The sequence below is a fragment of the Azospirillum sp. Marseille-Q6669 genome, from assembly GCF_965111635.1.
Genome location: NZ_CBCOOP010000002.1, coordinates 672,850 through 690,226 on the forward strand (window position 1 = coordinate 672,850; position 17,377 = coordinate 690,226).

Genomic DNA, 17,377 nt, shown 5'->3' on the forward strand with positions numbered 1-17,377 from the left:
ACGACCTCATTCGCTGTTGCAGATGCCATTACAATAGCAAATGCAACGGCGAACGGCCACCCCCACCGGCTGCGGCCTAACGGCATAGCCCCTATGAGGCGACACGGGAGGGAGTCAGCCCCCCTGCACCGCCATTTGCTCGTCCCGCTTCCTCTGCCTTTCCTGCCGCGCCATGACCAGGCTGGCGATGAAAATCCCGGTGGCGACCACCACCATCATCAGAGTCGCCAGCGCATTGATCTGCGGGCTGATGCCGAACTTCACGCTGGAGAAGATGACCATCGGCAGGGTGGTGGAGCCCGGCCCCGACACGAAGCTGGCGACCACCACATCGTCGAGCGACAGGGTGAAGGCGAGCAGCCAGCCCGACACGATGGCCGGGGCGATGATCGGCAGCGTGATGACGAAGAACACCTTGGCCGGGCGGGCGCCGAGGTCCATCGCCGCCTCCTCCAGGCTCTCGTCCAGGCTGACGAGGCGCGACTGGATGATCACCGCCACATAGGCCATGGTGAAGGTGGTGTGGGCGATGGTGATCGTCGTCATGCCGCGGCCGTCCGGCCAGCCGATGGCCTGCTCCAGCGCCACGAACAGCAGCAGAAGCGACAGGCCGGTGATGACCTCCGGCATGACCAGCGGCGCGGTGATCATGCCGCCGAACAGCGTCCGCCCGCGGAACCTCCCGAAGCGGGCCAGCGCCAGACCCGCGACGGTGCCGAGCACCACCGATGCGGTGGCCGACATCGCCGCCACCTTGAGCGACAGCCAGGCCGCCCCGAGAAGCTGGTCGTTCTGCAGAAGCTCCGTATACCATTTGGTGGAGAAGCCGCCCCACACCGTGACCAGCCGCGACTCGTTGAAGGAGTAGAAGATCAGCAGCGCGATCGGTACGTAGAGGAAGGCGTAGCCAAACCACAGCGCCCAGGCCAGTTTTCCCATCTGCTTCATCGCCCGGCCTCCGTCTGGCGCCCCTGGACATGCTGGAAGACCATGATCGGCACCACCAGGAACAGCAGGAGCGCGATGGCCACCGCCGAGGCGACGGGCCAGTCGCGGTTGGCGAAGAACTCGTTCCACAGCACGCGGCCGATCATCAGCGTGTCCGGACCACCCAGCAGTTCCGGAGTCACGAACTCGCCGACCGAGGGGATGAAGACCAGAAGCGACCCGGCGATGATGCCCGGCAGAGACAGCGGCAGCGTCACCGTCAGGAACGCCTTCCAGGGCCGGCAGCCGAGGTCCGCCGCCGCCTCCAGCAGCGTCGGGTCGAGCTTCTCCAGCGTCGCGTAGAGCGGCAGCACCATGAAGGGCAGATAGCAGTACGTCATGCCGATGTAGACAGCCCAGTCCGAGTAGAGCAGCTCGAACGGCTCCGTCGTCAGACCGGTCCATTGCAGCAGGTTGTCCACCACCCCGTTGGCCTTCAGGATGCCGATCCAGGCGTAGATGCGGATCAGGAAGCTGGTCCAGAAGGGCAGGATGACCAGCATCATCAGCGGCCCGCGCTTGGACGGCTCCGCCCGGGCGATGGCGTATGCCATGGGATAGCCCAGCAGCAGGCAACAGACGGTGGTGACCAGCGCGATCTTCACCGAGTTCAGATAGGCCAGGATGTAGAGGTCGTCCCCGCCCAGCCGCAGATAGTTGGACAGGTTCAGCAGGATCTGGAGCTTGGTCGTGCCCGCGTCCTCGTCCACCAGCCAGTCGATCAGCGGCGCGTAGGGCGGCTGCGCCAGCATCGCCTCCGACAGGCTGATGCCGAACACGATCAGGAAGGGCACCAGGAAGAACAGCAGAAGCCACAGGTAGGGGATGGCGACCACCACCCCCCGCCCCCACAGGCCGATCCGGCGCAGAAGATCGATCATTGCGTCAGCACCACCCCGGCGAAGGGACGCCAGCTCAGATGCACCTCGTCGTCCCAGGTGATGGGCATCTCGGTGCGCCGCACCACGTTGGGCGCCGTGACACGCACCGTCTTGCCCGTCTTCAGCTCGACCAGATAGATCGACACGTCGCCGAGATAGGCGATTTCGCGCACGATCCCGTTGGTGACGTTGCGCCCGTCGGAGTTGGCCGGCGGCTCCTTGCTCAGTGCGATCTTCTCCGGGCGGACGGCGACGCCCACCGTGGCGCCGGCGGGGACCGCCACCGCGTGGTTGATGTAGAGGTCGCAGCCGGCGTCCTCGGAGCGGATCAGCACATGGTCGGCCTGATCCTCCACCACCCTGCCCTCGAACATGTTCACCGAGCCGATGAACTCGGCGACGAAGCGGGATTGCGGGTATTCGTAGATCTCGGTCGGCGTGCCGGTCTGGGCGATGACGCCGTGATTCATGACGGCGATCCGCGAGGACATGGTCATCGCCTCCTCCTGGTCGTGGGTGACCACGATGAAGGTGACGCCCAGCTTCTCCTGGATGTTGACCAGCTCGAACTGGGTCCGCTCGCGCAGCCGCTTGTCCAGCGCGCCCAGCGGTTCGTCGAGCAGAAGCAGCTTGGGCCGCTTGACCAGCGAGCGGGCCAGCGCCACGCGCTGCCGCTGGCCGCCGGACAGTTGGTGCGGCTTGCGCTTGCCGAACTGGCCGAGTTGGACGAGGTCGAGGATGGCCCCCACCCGCTCCTTGATCTCGGCCTTGGCGACGCCGTCCTGCTTCAGGCCGAAGGCGACATTCTGCTCCACCGACATGTGCGGGAACAGGGCGTAGGACTGGAACATCATGTTGACCGGCCGCTCGTAGGGCGGGATGCCGGCCATGTCGACGCCGTCGATGAAGATCTTGCCCTCGGTCGGCGTCTCGAACCCGGCCAGCATGCGCAGCAGGGTCGTCTTGCCCGACCCGGAGCCGCCCAGCAGGGCGAAGAACTCACCCCGGTAGATCGACAGGCTGACCTCGTCCACGGCGACGAAATCGCCGAAGGTCTTGGTCACCTTCTCGATTCGCACATAGGGCTTCTGTCCCGGGTCCTGCCAGGGTTCCAGGCGCGTGGGCTTGCGGATCGGCTGGACGGCCATGCGGCTCCTCTCGGCGTCCTCTTCTCATGGGAACGCCCCGGCCGTTCCCGATGGGAAACGACCAGGGCGCGTGTCGTGCGTGCCGGTTCGCGGCGCGCTTACTTGCCGGTCTTGACCTTGGTCCAGACGCGGGTGCGGGCGCGGTCGGTGGTCTGCTTGATCGACTTCAGGGCGAACAGCTTGAGGTTGCTGTTCTCCGGCAGGAAGACGGCCGGGTTGGTCTTCACGCCCTCGTCAACCGAGGCCAGCGAGGCCGGGACGGCGTTGGCGTAGCTGACCGTGTTGGACACCGCCGCGATGTTCGCCGGGTCCAGGATGAAGTTGATGTAGGCGTGCGCGCCCTCCTTGTTCGGCGCGTCCGCCGGGATGGCCAGCGTGTCCCACCACACCTGCACGCCTTCCTTCGGCGTGATGTATTCGACCTTCACGCCGTTCTTGGCTTCCTCGGCGCGGGCCGCACCCTGGATGGCGTCGCCGTTGTAGGCCATGACGACGCAGGCGTCGCCGCCCGCCAGGATGTTGATGTTCTGGCCGGTGACGAACTGCTTGATGTAGGGGCGGACCGCCAACAGCGTCTTCTCGACCTTGTCCAGATCCTCCTTCTTCTCGGAGTTCGGATCGAGGCCGAGGTAGTTCAGCACCGACGGGATCACGTCGATGGCCGAATCCATCACGGTGATGCCGCAGGCCGCGACCTTCTTCGCCACCTCCGGCTTGAAGATCAGGTCCCAGCTGTCGAGCGGGACGTCGGGGGCGACGGCCTTGATCTTCTCCGGGATGATGGCGATGCCGACCGTGCCGCCCAGATAGGGCACGGCGAACTTGTTGCCAGGGTCCGAGTTCTCGAGGAGCTTGAGAACCTTCGGATCGACATTCTTCAGGTTCGGGATCTTCGCCTTGTCGAGCGGCGCCACGACCTTCGCCTGGATCATGCGCGACAGGGTCGGTTCGGCGGTCGGGACGATCACGTCGTAGCCCGACTTGCCGACCAGCACCTTCTGCTCCAGCAGTTCCAGGCTGTCGTACAGGTCCACCTTGGTGTCGTAGCCGGTGGCCTTGGTGAAGTCCGCCAGCGTCGATTCGCCCAGATAGTCGTTCCAGATGTAGATGTTGACCGGCTTCTTGGCCTGGGCCAGCGCCGGGCCGGCGATGGCGATCGCCGCGACGGCGCCGATGACGCTGAGAGCGAAACGTTTCATGCAGAAAGCCCCCGAATTCTGGATCGTTCGTCAGTTCGTGACTGGTCGACTTTTTTCCATTCGACGTGGGAGGCGGCGTGCGTTGCACGGCGTCCCCGGCGCGAGCGCTATTGCACCCACGGGGGGGTTGGTTGTCAACGATTTGCGGGTGGTTTTGCGGGTTTTGCGGAGCGCAAACGCCCCCTTCCGCGGCAGCGGCGGAAGGGGGCGGAAAAATGCTCAAACGTTCAGCAGAAGATTCTCGCGCTCCCAGGAGCTGATCACCCGGTGATAGGCCTCATACTCGGCCTCCTTCACGCAGGTCACCGCATCCAGGAACTTCTCGCCCAGCACCTCCTTGAGCGGCTTGCAGGCGTTGAACTTCTGCAAGGCGTCGCCCTGGTGGCGCGGCAGGGTGAAGGCGAGCCGGTAGGCGGAGCCCTTCACCGGGTCGGTCGGCTCCAGCCCCTGCGCCATGCCGAGATAGCCGCAGGCCAGCGAGGCGGCGATGGCGAGGTACGGATTCGCATCCGCGCCGGCCACCCGGTTCTCCACCCGGCGCGAATCGGCGGGCGAGACGGGAACGCGCAGGCCGGTGGTGCGGTTGTCGCGGCCCCAATGCACGTTGATCGGCGCGTCGGAGTTCGGCACCAGCCGCCGGTAGGAGTTCACGTTCGGCGCCAGCAGCGGCATCGCGTAGGGCAGATACTTCTGGAGCCCGGCGATGTGGGACATGAACAGCGGCGTGTCCGCCCCGTTGGCGTCGGAGAACAGGTTGCGCCCAGTGTCCGCATCGACCACCGACTGGTGGATGTGCATGGCGCTGCCCGGCTCGTTCTGCATCGGCTTGGCCATGAAGGTGGCGTAGACCTGATGGCGCAACGCCGCCTCGCGCGCCGTCCGCTTGAACAGGAAGGCCTGGTCGGCCAGTTCCAGCGCGTCACCGTGGTTGAAGTTGATCTCGATCTGCGCCGCCCCGGCCTCGTGGGTCAGGGTGTCGATGTCGATGTCCTGCGCCTCGCAGAAATCATAGACCATCTCGAAGATCGGATCGAACTCGTTCACCGCGTCGATGCCGAAGGCCTGCCGCCCGCTCTCCACCCGCCCGTTGCGCCCGACCGGCGGCACCAGCGGATAGTCGGGGTCCTTGTTGACCTGGACGAGGAAGAACTCCAACTCCGGCGCCACCATTGGCTTCCAGCCGCGCTCCTCGTAGAGCGACAGCACCCGCTTCAGGACATGGCGGGGCGAGAAGTTCACCGGGCTGCCGTCGGCGTAGACGCAGTCGGTGATGACCTGGGCGGTCGGCTCCTCGTACCAGGGGACGAAGCGGATCGTCCGCTCGTCCGGGATCATGTAGATGTCGGAATTCTCATCCGAGGTCACCGAATCGTCCTCCGGATACTCCCCGGTCACGGTCTGGACGAAGATCGCCTCAGGCAGCCGCAGACCGCGGTCGCGCAGGATGCGCAGGAACTTCTCGGCGGGCACGATCTTGCCGCGCGCGATGCCCGACATGTCGGGCACGAGGCATTCCACTTCGGTGATGCGGTTCTTCTTGATGAAGTCTTCCATGAAACCCATGAACGTATGGACCGCACCGGACGGTGGGCAGCCCCTCCCTGCTGTGAACGACCGCCTTACTATGATCCCGCACCCCCTCCTCGCGCCAGAGGGGAACAAAGATCCTGCCCATATGACCGCTGGAATCATTGACGGGGCGGGGGTCCCTCCCCTAACTCGGCGGTCATGCCGACATCATCCCACATCCGCTCGTGGTACGCCGACACCGCGACTCCGCACCCGCAGCACCCGATGCTGGAAGAATCGCTGTCCTGCGACGCCTGCGTGGTCGGCGGCGGCTACACCGGGCTGATGACCGCGCTGGAACTGGCCGAACACGGCTACGACGTGGTTCTGCTGGAAGCCAACCGCGTCGGCTGGGGTGCATCGGGCCGCAACGGCGGGCAGATCATCACCGGCTACAACAAGTCGATGAGCACCATCGAGCGTTGGGTCGGGGCGGAGGATGCAAGGCGGCTGTGGGACCTCGGCGAGGACTCCAAGGCGTTGCTGGCGGAGCGCGTTGCGAAGCACGCCATTCCCTGCGACCTCACCTGGGGCTTCGCCCACGCGGCGGTGAAGCCGCGCCACATGGACGACGTGGCGGCGATGGAGCGCGAGATGCGCGACCGCTACGGCTACAACAAGGTCCGTGCGCTCGACCGCGAGGCCATGCGGGCGGTGGTGGGCAGCGACGCCTATGTCGGCGGGCTGGCCGACGACGGAAGCGGCCATCTGCACCCGCTGAACTACGCGCTGGGCCTCGCCGCCGCTGCTGCCCGGGCCGGCGTGCGCATCTTCGAAGACAGTCGGGTCACCGCCATCGACACCGGGGATCGTCCTGTCGCCACCACGGCGAAGGGGCGGGTGTCGGCGCGCTTTCTCGTGCTGGCCGGGAACGCCTATCTGGGGGCGCTGGCACCGCGCCTGTCGGCCGTGGTGATGCCGGTCGCCACCTACATGATCGCCACCGAGCCGCTGGGCGAGGCCACCGCAACGTCCCTGCTGCCGACCAATATCGCGGTCAGCGACATGAACTTCGTGCTGAACTACTTCCGGCGTTCCGCCGACCACCGGCTGCTGTTCGGCGGCGGCGTCAGCTATTCCGGGATGGACGCACCGGGGCTGAAGACCGCCATGCGGTCCAAGATGCTGGCGGTCTTTCCGCAGCTCCGCGGCGCCACGGTCGATCATTTCTGGGGCGGCCATGTCGCCATCACCATGAACCGCATGCCGCAGGTCGGGCGGCTGACGCCCACCACCTATTTCGCCCACGGCTATTCCGGCCACGGGGTGGCGCTGGCCGGCATGGCCGGGCGGGTCATGGCGGAGGCGATCCGCGGCACGGCCGAGCGGTTCGACGTGTTCGCCCGCGTGCCCCACCTGCCCTTCCCCGGCGGGCGGCGATTCCGCACACCGGCCCTTGTCCTCGCGATGCTCTGGTTCCGGCTGCGCGATCTGCTGTAACCTGCCCGTCCCATTCCCGCTTCCGGTCCCCGCCCATGTCCGATGTCCCCGATACCGAAACCGGAAGCACGGAAGCCGATGCCAAGGCGACGCTCGCCCCCGCAGTGACCGATGCCGCTCCCGCGGCGCCGATGCGGGACACGCATTTCGATTTCGAGCACAAGGTGTTCAGCCTGTCCGGGGCCTTCTTCTGCATCGACCCCTCGTCCAAGCAGCCGGTGCTCCACATCCTGTTGGGCGATCTGAAGGCCGCCCTGCCCTTCAACACGCTGATGGAATCCTTCGACATCAAGGAGGACAGCCGCGATTCCAAGCTGCTGGACGTGGTGGAAAAGGGCTTGGCCTATGTGAAGCAGATCCGGCCAGGCGAACAGATTCCGGGGGAACTGCTGGACGGCCGTGCCTCCTGGTCGGTGGAGGAGAAGCACCGGAACATCGCGCGGGGACGCCTGACGGTGCAGCTTGTTTCCTCGATCTCCGGAAGCGAAATGATTGTGGTGAAGGCCGACGAGTTGGAGCAGATCGTCGAAGACCCGCAGACGAAGCAGCGCGTCAAGGCCGCCTTCAAAGACATCGCGGCGAAGCTCAACCTGCAGGACAATTACGAGCAGTATCTGACCGACCGCATCGAGGATCTGACTCAGGAGCTGTCCTACATCGAGGCGCTGCGCGACCGCTTCAACGCCATCAGCGCCATCAGCGGCAAGCTGACTCGGCTGACCCAGATCTACCGGACCGACCGCACCCTGTGCAACGAGGTTGCGCGCATGCAAGGGCTGCTGGGCAAGCCGCTGAAGGACTATGACGCGATCTTCGAACAGGCGGACGCCCAGACCGGCGAGATCTTCGGCGCGTTGAAGTCCTTCGACACCACCGTGGCCTTCATCCGCAAGATCCGCGACGACCTCCGCGCCCGGCTTCTGGAGTGGGAGGACATCCTCCAGGCCTGGGACACCACGCCGGTGGAGAAGTCCACCGCCATCGAACAGTTGCAGAAGCAGACCTACCGCTTTCTCGCCAACCGCTTCATGGAAACCAAGGTCTGGATTCGCAAGTAACCGGATTCGCCGCCCTCCCCCGCCATTGCCGTGGCCGAGGATTCGAATGGCTGCGATGATCGGAATCGGCTTGTCACCGGAAAGGCGATAGCGAAGCATCCCTCCATCCGCACCTCGACGGTGGCCGACACGGAGGATGTCGCCATGACAAGGATCAAACTGTCTTTATGGGGTATTTTAACCCTTCTCACGATTTTATGGCTTGCCGCTGAACCCGGCGTGTTTCGCGCGGACAGCTTTTTCGGTCTTCGCACTGCATTGGTTCAGTACAGCGGGATCATCGCCATCGGTTGCATGGGGATGGCAACGATCCTGGCGCTACGGCCACGCTGGCCGGAGGCGTGGTTCGGCGGCCTCGACAAGATGTACCGCCTGCACAAGTGGCTGGGCATCGCCGGCCTCGTCGCGGCGGTCGTCCATTGGCTGTGGGCCCAGGGGCCGAAATGGGCGGTGGGCTGGGGGTGGCTGGTCCGGCCGCAGCGGGGACCGCGGGCAATTCCCGACAGCTCCCTCGAACAGTCGCTCCGCAGCCTGCGCGGCACCGCCGAATGGCTCGGCGAATGGGCCTTCTACGCGGCCGTGCTGCTGATCGCGCTGGCGCTGTTCAAGCGCCTCCCCTACTGGCTGTTCTTCAAGACGCACCGCCTGCTGGCGATCGCCTATCTGGTGCTGGTTTTCCACGCCGTCGTGCTGACCGACTTCGCCTACTGGAGTTCGCCCATCGGCTGGGTGATGGCGCCGCTGCTCGCCGCCAGCGCCTGGGCCGCCATCGTGGTGCTTCTCGGCCGGGTCGCCGCCGACCGGCGTGTTCCTGGCACGATCGGCGCGCTCCATTACTTTCCCGGCGTACACACCCTTGAGGTCGCGATCGACGTTCCGCAGGGCTGGCCGGGCCACAAGGCGGGCCAGTTCGCCTTCGCCACCTCGGACAGAGCGGAGGGCGCCCATCCCTACACCATCGCCTCGGCCTGGAACGATGCCGAGCGCCGCATCACCTTCGTGGTCAAGGAACTTGGCGACCACACCCGGCGGCTACGGGAACGGCTGGCGGTCGGCCAAGCGGTGACGGTGGAGGGGCCTTATGGATGCTTCACCTTCGACGATTCCTGTCCGCACCAGATCTGGGTGGGTGGCGGCATCGGCGTCACGCCCTTCATCGCCCGCATGAAGTTCCTGGCGGCAAGGGCCGAACGGCCACGGCAAACCATCGATTTCTTCCACACCACCAGCGAGTACGACGGGGACGCGATCGCGAAGCTCACCGCCGACGCGGCGGCGGCGGGGGTTCGCCTCCATGTCCTGATCGACAGCCGCGACGGCCGCCTGGATGGCGAGCGCATCCGTGCGCTGGTGCCGGAATGGCGCGATGCCAGCGTCTGGTTCTGCGGCCCGACGGGCTTCGGGCAGGCGCTGCGGCACGACTTCGCGGCCCACGGCCTGCCGGTGGACCAGCGTTTTCACCAGGAACTCTTCGCGATGCGCTAACCCCAAGGAAGCCTTACGCTTCCGGCTCGCGCAGCAGGGCCCCCTGGCGCAGCAACTCGCGCTGGATGGCGCCGACCGGGATGTCGCGGGTGCGCTCGCCGCGCCGCGCCGCCATCGACGCGCAGACCCCGGCGGCCTGCCCCGTCGCCATGCAGGTGGGCGTCACCCGGTAGGAGGAATGGGCCTCGTGGCTGCCGGAGATGCAGCGTCCGGCCACCAGCAGCTTCTCCGTCCCCTTGGGCAGAAGCGCGCGCATCGGCACCTCGTACCATTCGCCGGAGGGCACGCGCTTCAGCACCGTGCCGCGGCCGGTCGGGCTGTGGATGTCCACCGGGTAGGTTCCGCGCGCGATGGCGTCCTTGAACTTCGCCGCCCCCAGCACGTCGTCCGCGGTCATGGCGTAATCGCCGACGATGCGCCGCGTCTCGCGGATGCCAATTCCGGTGCCGGTCTGGCAGGTGTAGGCGTCGGCGAATCCGGGGGCGTATTTGCGCAGGAAATTGGCGATCTGAGCGGCCTGCCGATGGCTCTCCCACTCCGCGCGGGTCAGGTCGAAGACGTTGGTGCCCAGCGCGCCGGTGACTCGCGTGCAGTTCAGGGCGATCTCCCCGGGATGGGTGGTGGCGAAGAACAGGATGTCCTCGCGCGCCAGATCGAGGTCGCCATTGGCCGTGGCCTTCGACACGAGGTCCCACAGCCCGTGAACGCCGCGCCATTGCGTCGGATGCTCCCGCACATAGCCGTTGAAGGCGTCATGGTCGAAGCCGACCATGCGGAACATCAACGTCATCGGCTGGGTCAGTCCGTCCTCCTCCCGCCCGACCTCATAGTCGCAGCCGGCCAGCGCCGCGATGTCACCGTCCCCGGTGCAATCGACGATCACGTCGGCCTCGATCACCACAGGGCCGGACTTCGTCTCGAAGACCACCGCGTCGGGCTTGCCCGGCTCGCCGAGGACGGTGGAGGCGAAGGCGTGCAGCAGCACCTTCACTCCAGCCTCGTCGAGGATTTGCTGGGCGGTGACCTTCAGCACCTCCGGGTCGAAGGGAACAGTGAAGCCGGTGTCCGGCGAGGGTGGTATCGCTCCCTGGTTGGTGTAGAGCCGGCCCAGGAAGACAGCCAGCGCCCCGCCCACCACCGGCTCGCCGGGGCCGTGGTCCTGCGGCATCAGGCGGGTGTTGTCCACGACCGCCACCGAACCGCGCTGGGTGTAGAAGCTCATCCAGGGCATGACGAGGGCCGCCGTGGCGTTGCCGCCGAGGAAGCCGTAACGCTCCACCAGGATGGTGTCGGCCCCGGACTGGGCGGCCCCGATGGCCGCCCCCATGCCGGCGGGGCCGCCGCCGACGACGAGCACGTGGCAGCGCGCGACCTTCATGGCGCGGCGCGGTGGCAGGGTGACCGACTCAGGGTTCGGGGGACAGGGCAGAACGGGCAAGACTGGCTCCTTTCGTCATTCCGCTGCTTTGGCCGCTGCTTTGGCCGCTGCTTCAGCGCGCGGCGCCACCGTCTGCAGGGCCAGCGGCGCCGTCTCGCGGGCACGCTCCATCAGCACGGGAATCCGGTCGCGCAGCAGTCCCTTCTGCTCCGCACGGTGGTCCCACAGGCGGTCGAGGTCGGCGAGGAAGGTTCCGGCGGTGGTGTGGGACACCGTCGCCCGCGGCTCCAGCCCGATCGAGGACAGGAAATCCGACACCTTGGAGGCATAGGGCAGCGCGATCAGCGGCGTACCGGTGATGGCTGCGAAGATCAGGAAATGCAGCCGCATCCCCACGGCCATTTCGAAATGATCCATCAGCCCGATGATCTGGCGCGGCGTGTAACGGTATTGCAGCAGATGGGCGCGCTCCGACACCGCCATGCGGCCCATGACGCGGTGCGCCTCCCGCACATCGGCGCGCTCCATCGGCACGAACACCACATCGGCGCCGAAGCGCTGTACGATGTAATCCGCCGCCTCCGCCAAGAGCTGGTGATAGGCCGCGTCGCTGAGTTCAGGCGCCGCGGCCCCCTGCTCGCGCACCGAAAGGCCGACCAGCGGCCGGTCGCGCGGGATGCCGGCCTCGGCCAGCATCTCCTCGGTGAAGGGCTCCGGAGTCAGCAGCAGCGCCGGATCGGCGGTGACCGTCACCGGAATCTGCACACCGATCTCCTCGATTAGCCGCTTGGCGCTCGGTTCGCGGACGGTGATGCCGGTCATGCGGTCGAGCCCTTCGCGCACCGCGTCGCGCTCCACCCGGTCCTTCAGCGGACCGACGCCGATGGCGAAGGTGTAGGACGGCACGCCCAGCTTCTGCGCGATGGTGACCTCGCGCAGGTAGGTCTGCGCCTCGCTGTCGTAGAGGATGCCGCCGCCGCCCAAGAGAAGCAGGTCGAGCCGCTCGACCTCCGGCGTGATCTCGTCCTTCATGGCTTCCCGCGGATTCAAAACGCGGTCCACCGTGTGGTTCTCGCGGGTGTGGGCGGCGTTGCGCGAGAAGACGACCACCTCCACCCCCGGCACCGTGGCGCGCAACTGCTCGATGGCCGAGGTAAGGATCGCCTCGTCCCCCAGGTTCAAGCCGCCGTAAGACCCTGAAATGCCTATGACCGTCATCCGTACCCCCCTGCCGCACCGCAGCCGTGCGCCTATGCCTTCGGGTGCAACCCGACCGGCTGGCGAAGGTTCCGTGCGACCGGTAGTCTGCGGTCGCGTTCATCCGGAGTGGGATGGGCCGGAGTTGGGCGGGCTGGACGTTGGACAGGCAGGACAAGGCAGACGATGCAGAGACCCAAGCTGTTTCTCGACCTCGACGGCGTTCTGGCCGATTTCGACCGCGGCGTGAAGGCAGTCACCGGCAAACGCCCGGAGGAGATCCCGATGAAGGTCATGTGGCGGGAACTGTCCCGCCATCCCGACTTTTTCGGCACGCTGGATTTCATGCACGACGCGCAGGATCTCTGGCGATTCTGCGAACCTTACGCCCCGACCATCCTGACCGGCCTGCCGCTCGGCTCCTGGGCGCCGGAGCAGAAGCGGCGCTGGGTCGCCCACATGCTGGGTCCCGATGTGCGGGTGATCACCTGCATGGCCCGCGACAAGCACCGCCATGGCGGGCCGGGGACGGTCCTGGTGGACGACCGCGAGAAGGCCCGCGATCCCTGGACGCAGGCGGGCGGCGACTTCATCCTCCACACCAGCGCGAAGGAGAGCATCGCCGCCCTGAAGCGCCTGGGCTTCACCGGCTGACCAGGGTCATTTGATTGGCATCACTCCGCCGGCAGCCGCTTGCCCTCGCTGCGCGTTTTCAGAAGCGAGACGACCACGCCGCCCGCGATCAAGGTCAGCGTCACGCCCAGCGAGATCAGCGGGTCCGGCTTGCCGAATATCTGTGTGTAGAAGATTTTGCCGCCGATGAAGACCAGCACCAGAGCCAGCGCGTACTTCAGGTAACGGAAGCGGTGGACCATCGCCGCCAGCGCGAAGTAGAGCGCGCGCAGCCCGAGGATGGCGAAGATGTTGCTGGTGTAGATGATGTAGGGGTCGGTGGTGATGGCGAAGATGGCGGGCACGCTGTCCACCGCGAAGATCAGGTCGGCGAACTCGACCATCATCAGCGCCAGGAACAGCGGCGTGGCGTAGAGCGCGGTCCGCCCGTCCGGACCCGCCTCGCGCACGAAGAACTTCTGGCCGCGGAAGCCGTCGGTGATCCGTAGGTGGCGGTTCAGGAGGCGCAGCGCCGGGTTGTTGGCGAGGTCCGGCTCCTTGTCGACGGCGAACAGCATCTTCACGCCGGTGAGCAGCAGGAAGGCGCCGAAGATGTAGAGCACCCAGTGGAACTCGCTGACCAGGGCGGCGCCGGCGGCGATCATCAGGCCGCGCATCACGATCACGCCCAGAATGCCCCAGAACAGCACGCGGTGCTGATAGGCGCGCGGGACCGCGAAGTATGTGAAGATCAGCGAAATGATGAAGACGTTGTCGAGCGACAGGCTCTTTTCGATGAAGAAGCCTGTGTAGTACTGGGCCGCCGCGGTGTCGCCCATCGACCACCAGACCCAGCCGCCGAACAGCACGGCGACGACGATGTAGAAGGCGGAGAGACGGAGGCTTTCCTTGACGCCGATCTCACGGTCGCGGCGGTTGAGGATGCCTAGGTCGAAGGCCAGCAAGGCCAGAACGAGGCCGACGAAGGTCAGCCAAACCCATACGGGCTTTCCCATGAAATCGAGAAAGACGGGTGCGATAAGGGAATCCATAACAAGACCCACTTGATTGCGCTGCGTCTGCAGTGAATTCAAGCGGTATCCGACATCACGGCTGACGCCTCAGCCGTCAGAGGGGCCCGGACCCGAACGCCGCTGAAGTGGTGTTGCTGTTTTTGCGTTCAAGGCCCGCGGCCGGCGAGTCGATCAACTATCAACGGAAAACATCGTCCATTTTCCGCTCGCTCCGCACCGTTGTGCCGCGGTGGGCGGTCGCTTTGATGCATCCGGGCCACAGGGGATGCAAGAAGTCATCATTGGCAAAACACTTATGGTTGCCTTTCCGGCCATCGCTCTTGTGCCGATGGATTCAATCTGCCAAGAACACGGAAAAATCCACGCGCGCACCCGCACCAGGAGTTTCGCATGAACCAGGCCGAGCTCATCGAGACCGTCGCGACCGACGCCGGCATCCGCAAATCCGATGCGGCGAAGGTCGTCCAATCGGTGTTCGAAGGCATTTCCTCGGCCCTCGGTCGTGGTGAGGATGTGCGCCTCGCCGGGTTCGGCATTTTCGAGGTTGCCGAGCGCGCCGCCCGCGAAGGGCGCAACCCGCGCACCGGCGAGGTGGTGCAGATCGCCGCGTCCAAGGCGCCGCGGTTCAAGCCGGCCAAGCAGTTGCGCGACGTGGTGAACGTCTGATCGACCTCGCCCTAATCCAAGGCTGTTCCAAACGGCTGATCCACAGGGGAACGGAGCTGAACGCGGCCATGACCATCGAAGCATCGGAATTGCAGGCCCTGACCGCCAAGGTCGTTGCGGCCTATGTCGGCAACAACACGGTGCCGGTCGCCGACCTGCCGGCGCTCATCCTCAACGTTCAGACGGCCTTCAATGGCCTTGGCGAAGAGAAATCCGCGCCGGCCAAGGCCGAACTGGTCCCCGTGGTGCCGATCAAGAAGTCGGTGACCCCGGAATACATCATATGCCTGGAAGACGGGAAAAAGCTGAAGATGCTGAAGCGGCATCTGAAGACCGTCTACGACATGTCCCCGGACGATTACCGCGCCAAGTGGGGCTTGCCGGCGGAGTATCCGATGGTCGCACCGAACTATGCGAAGGCCCGGTCGGAGATGGCGACAAAGCTCGGTCTGGGCCGCAAGCGGGTGGTCCAGGACTGACCCCTTCCCCAAGCCGCACACTCAATGGCGGGCGCATCCTGGCGATGCGCCCGTTCTTGCGTTCAGCGGTGATGGATGGCGTCGAAGGAACGATCAAGACGCACCAGGGTGACGACGCTGTGTGCGGTGGGACATAAAACTCCGATATGCCCTTCCGTCGCGTTTCATTCATGAACCCGGGCCGCTGGACAAATCACCCGTCGTTCCGCCCAGTCCCATCAACGCCCCTCAGGCGGTGACGCATCCCCGTTGCCGAGCGGGCGCTGCATCAGGACGCTGTCCACCCAGCGCCCGAACTTGAACCCCACCGCCTTCAGCAGGCCCGCCGGCTCGAAGCCCAGGCTGCGATGCAGACCGATGGACGACGCGTTCTCGCTGTCGCCGATCACCGCGATCATCTGGCGGCACCCAGCCTCCTCACAGCGGTCGATCACCGTCGAGAGCAAAGCCCGGCCGGCACCGCGCCCCATGCAGTCCGGATCGAGATAAATCGAATCCTCGACGCTGTAACGGTAGGCGGTGCGCAGCCGGTAGGGACCGGCATAGGCATAGCCTATGACCCTCCCGTCCATCTCCGCAACGACATAAGGCATACCCCGGGCCAGCACGTCGTCCCGCCGACGGGCAAGCTCTTCCAGGCCGGGTGGGACTTCCTCGAAGCTGGCCGCACCGGTCAGGACATGGTGTGCGTAGATCGCCTGGATGCGCTCCAGATCGTCCGGTCGGCTGCTGCGAATGTTCATAGTGGGGCCTCTCACCTTGCGTCGTCCTGGATTTCCTTCCCGAATAGCACGCCCGCAAGCCCGTGGAACACAAGCGTCGCCGCGGACCGCTCCTGCACTGCCCACCCATCCCTGAGGAAAATTCTATGCCGAAAGGCCGAGCAGGCTAGCCTGTATGGCCATGCCTTATGAAATGGATACCCATCTCCGGCCGAGTGATGACAAAGCGGAGAGACCGGCATCTGCCTTCATTCCAAACGAAAGCCGTCATATTTTCGCCAATCTCCCAAAAGTTCTCCGGATCTTTTTGGCATTCATAAGGACCGAATAGTCCGGATATACGCCAAAAAATATTGCTGCACCGCCGTTTCAAGGCTTGATCCAACTTGGTGGTGGCGGCACAGTATCAATGTCTGATTGACGTGTTCCTGGATAATTTCGGCAAATCCCCACAATAAGAATGCCGAAACGATGGGCGTCTGCGAACGGCCATCGAAAAGGTTCCGCGGCAAGAGACGGTGGAGCGTTGGAGAGAGGAGGCCGGTGTGCTCAAGAAACTCCTGACTGGTGAAAACGCCAGCCTGACCCGTTATGTCGAGGAGTCGAAGCGGTTCCCCATCCTGGCCCCCGACGAAGAGCGCGAGCTGGCCGTCGCTTGGCGCGACCGCGGGAACGGCCATGCGCTGGAGCGTCTGGTGGGCAGCCACCTGCGGCTGGTCATCAAGATCGCCCGCGGCTTCGGCGGCTACGGGCTGCCGCTGGTCGACCTCGTCGCCGAAGGCAATGTGGGCCTGATGCAGGCCGCTCAGAAATTCGATCCGGGACGCGGTTTCCGTTTCGCGACCTACGCCACCTGGTGGATCCGCGCGGCCATACAGGAATACATCCTGCACAGCTGGTCCCTGGTGAAGATGGGCACGACCGCCGCGCAGAAGAAGCTGTTCTTCAACCTGCGCCGCCTGAAGAGCCAGATGCAGGAGTTGGAACAGGGCGATCTGTCCCCCTCCACCGTCACCGCCATCGCGACCGAGCTGGATGTGCCGGAGCAGGAGGTGATCGAGATGAACCGCCGTCTGTCGTCCAACGACAGTTCGCTCGACGCCGCCCTTTCCAGCGATGGCGAAACCAATTGGCTGGAGCTTCTGGCCGACGACCGTCCGACCCAGGAAAGCGTGATCGCCGAGGCCGACGAGCTGGCGCTGCGCCGCCGGCTGGTTGGACAGGCCCTGGAGCGTCTGGACGATCGTGAACGCCGCATCCTGTTCGAGCGGCGCCTGAAGGAGGACCCGTCCACCCTGGAGTCGTTGAGCCAGCAGTTCTGCGTGTCGCGTGAGCGGGTTCGCCAGATCGAGGTCCGGGCCTTCGAAAAACTGCAGAAGGCCGTCCTCAGCGCCGCCCAGGCTCTGCGCCGCGCCCCGGCCCATATGGCGGCCTGAGGTAGACGAACCAATATTTTCACGACGGCTTGCAACATACCGGCGGATGCCAAACGGCTCCGCCGGTTTTCTATTTCGTTAAAGCC

16 protein-coding genes are annotated in these 17,377 nt (G+C 65.5%); 7 read left to right on the top strand and 9 right to left on the bottom strand.

The features are described from left to right. Nucleotides 1–114: 114 nt before the first annotated feature. The 5 genes from ACWPXE_RS14475 to ACWPXE_RS14495 all read right to left on the bottom strand — a co-directional run bounded on the left by ACWPXE_RS14475 (nucleotide 115) and on the right by ACWPXE_RS14495 (nucleotide 5,778). Nucleotides 115–948 (bottom strand): ABC transporter permease subunit, encoded by an 834-nt coding sequence (locus ACWPXE_RS14475; RefSeq protein WP_454018396.1) that lies wholly within the window; start codon nucleotides 946–948, stop codon nucleotides 115–117. Next, nucleotides 945–1,868: an ABC transporter permease subunit gene (locus ACWPXE_RS14480; RefSeq protein WP_035673867.1), complete on the bottom strand. Its 924-nt coding sequence runs from the start codon at nucleotides 1,866–1,868 to the stop codon at nucleotides 945–947. Before ACWPXE_RS14480 ends, ACWPXE_RS14475 begins: the two co-directional genes overlap by 4 nt. Further along, nucleotides 1,865–3,016 carry an ABC transporter ATP-binding protein gene (locus tag ACWPXE_RS14485; protein ID WP_454018397.1) on the bottom strand — a complete coding sequence of 384 codons (1,152 nt, stop codon included), beginning with the start codon at nucleotides 3,014–3,016 and terminating at the stop codon, nucleotides 1,865–1,867. Before ACWPXE_RS14485 ends, ACWPXE_RS14480 begins: the two co-directional genes overlap by 4 nt. Nucleotides 3,017–3,114: 98 nt before the next feature. Next, nucleotides 3,115–4,215 (bottom strand): extracellular solute-binding protein, encoded by a 1,101-nt coding sequence (locus tag ACWPXE_RS14490; RefSeq protein WP_349597134.1) that lies wholly within the window; start codon nucleotides 4,213–4,215, stop codon nucleotides 3,115–3,117. 219 nt (nucleotides 4,216–4,434) lie between these two features. Next, the gene (locus ACWPXE_RS14495; protein ID WP_237903554.1) at nucleotides 4,435–5,778 is read right to left on the bottom strand and encodes a glutamine synthetase family protein; all 1,344 of its coding nucleotides are present in this window, start codon (nucleotides 5,776–5,778) and stop codon (nucleotides 4,435–4,437) included. 165 nt (nucleotides 5,779–5,943) lie between these two features. Here ACWPXE_RS14495 and ACWPXE_RS14500 point away from each other — a divergent pair, with 165 nt between their 5' ends. The 3 genes from ACWPXE_RS14500 (at nucleotide 5,944) to ACWPXE_RS14510 (ending at nucleotide 9,767) form a co-directional block, all read left to right on the top strand. Then, nucleotides 5,944–7,224 (top strand): NAD(P)/FAD-dependent oxidoreductase, encoded by a 1,281-nt coding sequence (locus tag ACWPXE_RS14500; RefSeq protein ID WP_454018398.1) that lies wholly within the window; start codon nucleotides 5,944–5,946, stop codon nucleotides 7,222–7,224. Nucleotides 7,225–7,259: 35 nt separating this feature from the next. Continuing rightward, nucleotides 7,260–8,282, top strand: coding sequence for a hypothetical protein (locus ACWPXE_RS14505; RefSeq protein WP_454018399.1), 1,023 nt, complete (start codon nucleotides 7,260–7,262; stop codon nucleotides 8,280–8,282). A gap of 144 nt (nucleotides 8,283–8,426) precedes the next feature. Further along, entirely contained in the window at nucleotides 8,427–9,767 is a 1,341-nt protein-coding gene (locus ACWPXE_RS14510) for a ferredoxin reductase family protein (protein ID WP_454018780.1), read from the top strand. Between the two features lie 13 nt (nucleotides 9,768–9,780). On the opposite strand, the gene ACWPXE_RS14515 is transcribed toward ACWPXE_RS14510, so the two are convergent. Together ACWPXE_RS14515 and ACWPXE_RS14520 are read right to left on the bottom strand one after the other, a co-directional pair. After that, nucleotides 9,781–11,205, bottom strand: a complete 1,425-nt coding sequence (locus ACWPXE_RS14515; RefSeq protein ID WP_454018400.1) for an FAD-dependent oxidoreductase — start codon at nucleotides 11,203–11,205, stop codon at nucleotides 9,781–9,783. A gap of 15 nt (nucleotides 11,206–11,220) precedes the next feature. Further along, a complete protein-coding gene (locus ACWPXE_RS14520) occupies nucleotides 11,221–12,363 on the bottom strand; it encodes a polysaccharide pyruvyl transferase family protein (RefSeq protein WP_454018401.1) in 1,143 nt (380 codons plus the stop codon). Between the two features lie 165 nt (nucleotides 12,364–12,528). On the opposite strand from ACWPXE_RS14520, the gene ACWPXE_RS14525 reads away from it, so the two are divergent. Then, the gene (locus ACWPXE_RS14525; RefSeq protein ID WP_454018402.1) at nucleotides 12,529–12,996 is read left to right on the top strand and encodes a hypothetical protein; all 468 of its coding nucleotides are present in this window, start codon (nucleotides 12,529–12,531) and stop codon (nucleotides 12,994–12,996) included. A 20-nt stretch (nucleotides 12,997–13,016) separates the two neighbouring features. Here the strand turns inward: ACWPXE_RS14525 and ACWPXE_RS14530 are convergent, their stop codons facing one another. Continuing rightward, complete coding sequence (locus ACWPXE_RS14530; RefSeq protein ID WP_454018403.1) at nucleotides 13,017–14,006, bottom strand: TerC family protein; 990 nt, start codon at nucleotides 14,004–14,006, stop codon at nucleotides 13,017–13,019. A gap of 321 nt (nucleotides 14,007–14,327) precedes the next feature. Between ACWPXE_RS14530 and ACWPXE_RS14535 the strand changes: the two genes are divergently transcribed. Next, the gene (locus ACWPXE_RS14535) at nucleotides 14,328–14,654 is read left to right on the top strand and encodes an HU family DNA-binding protein (RefSeq protein WP_269145369.1); all 327 of its coding nucleotides are present in this window, start codon (nucleotides 14,328–14,330) and stop codon (nucleotides 14,652–14,654) included. 68 nt (nucleotides 14,655–14,722) lie between these two features. Beyond that, on the top strand, nucleotides 14,723–15,133 hold the full coding sequence (locus tag ACWPXE_RS14540) for a MucR family transcriptional regulator (RefSeq protein ID WP_014240479.1): 411 nt from the start codon (nucleotides 14,723–14,725) through the stop codon (nucleotides 15,131–15,133). Between the two features lie 218 nt (nucleotides 15,134–15,351). Here the strand turns inward: ACWPXE_RS14540 and ACWPXE_RS14545 are convergent, their stop codons facing one another. Continuing rightward, nucleotides 15,352–15,876 (bottom strand): N-acetyltransferase family protein, encoded by a 525-nt coding sequence (locus ACWPXE_RS14545; protein ID WP_454018404.1) that lies wholly within the window; start codon nucleotides 15,874–15,876, stop codon nucleotides 15,352–15,354. Between the two features lie 524 nt (nucleotides 15,877–16,400). Between ACWPXE_RS14545 and rpoH the strand changes: the two genes are divergently transcribed. Continuing rightward, on the top strand, nucleotides 16,401–17,291 hold the full coding sequence (gene rpoH / locus ACWPXE_RS14550; protein ID WP_014240481.1) for an RNA polymerase sigma factor RpoH: 891 nt from the start codon (nucleotides 16,401–16,403) through the stop codon (nucleotides 17,289–17,291). Nucleotides 17,292–17,377 lie beyond the last annotated feature (86 nt).